The sequence below is a fragment of the Halomonas sp. 707D4 genome, from assembly GCF_024158685.1.
Classification (GTDB): Bacteria; Pseudomonadota; Gammaproteobacteria; order Pseudomonadales; family Halomonadaceae; genus Vreelandella.
Map to the genome: position 1 here is coordinate 1 of NZ_JAMZBD010000716.1, position 1133 is coordinate 1133.

At 68.0% G+C, this 1133-nt stretch carries 2 protein-coding genes; both read right to left on the minus strand.

The annotated features are described in order from the left end of the window. Positions 1-660: hydroxymethylglutaryl-CoA lyase (locus BIS11_RS18165; protein WP_253586806.1), on the minus strand; the 660-nt coding region annotated here is incomplete at its 3' end. Further along, the coding region (locus BIS11_RS18170) for an acetyl-CoA carboxylase biotin carboxyl carrier protein subunit (protein WP_301286519.1) at positions 657-1133 on the minus strand (477 nt) is incomplete at its 5' end. The genes BIS11_RS18165 and BIS11_RS18170, both read right to left, overlap by 4 nt.

Genomic DNA, 1133 nt, shown 5'->3' on the forward strand with positions numbered 1-1133 from the left:
CAGGTTGGCGATCGCCATGCCGTAGGTGTCGTGAAAGTGCGCCGCCAGGTGCTCGACGGGGACGACCCTGGCCACTTCGTCGATCATCCGTCGGGCCGCCAGCGGCGTGCCCACGCCGATGGTGTCGCCAAGCGACACCTCGAAGCAGCCCATCTCATATAACGCTTTTGCCACCCGGGCGACCTGACGCGGGGCGATCTCGCCTTCATAAGGGCAGCCCAGCACGCAGGAGACGTAGCCGCGCACCCGCACCCTTGCATCAAAGGCGCGTTCCATCACCGGCTCGAAGCGCGCCAGCGACTCCTCGATCGAGCAGTTGATGTTTTTTTGCGAGAACGCTTCAGAAGCGGCGGCGAACACCGCGACCTCGCTCACCCGTGCTTCCAGCGCGTTCTCGAGCCCCTTGAGGTTCGGGGTCAGCGCCGAGTAGGTGACGTTCGGCGCGCGCTGAAGGCCTGCCATCACCTCCCGGGCGTCGCCCATTTGCGGCACCCATTTGGGCGAGACGAAGCTCGTCGCCTCGATGTGGGAAAGCCCCGCCCGCGCCAGGCGCTCGATCAGCTCGATCTTGATGGCGGTGGCCACTACCTCGCCGGGCTCGTTCTGCAGCCCGTCGCGCGGGGCCATTTCGACCAGACGTACGCGTTGGGGCAGGGTCATGACGCGGCCTCTTTGGTGGCGGCGAACGCCAGCAGCACATCCCCCTGGCCGACGCTGTCGCCGGCGGCGAAGCGAAACTGTTCGACGATGCCGTCGGCGGGCGCGCTGAGCGTGTGTTCCATCTTCATCGCCTCCATCACCATCAGGGGCGTCCCTTTTTCTACCGGCGCGCCGGGCTCGACCAGAAGCGCCACCACGGTGCCGTGCATGGGCGCGGTAAAACTCGCCTCGGCCTCGCGCCCGGCGTGGTTCAGCGCGTCCAGGCGCTGCCAGCGAAGCCGCGTTTCACCCTCGGGCTCGGCCAGCACCAGGGTGTCGCCGTCGAGCTGGGCCTGGTAGCGCCGGCGGTGGCCGTCCAGAGTGATCGCCACCGCGTCGCCGGTAAGCGTTGAAAGCGCGCCTTCGAAGCGGGTGTCCTGAACGCGCAGCGTCCAGCCGGCTTGAGCGCCGCGGCGGGTGGCCTCGACCACCAC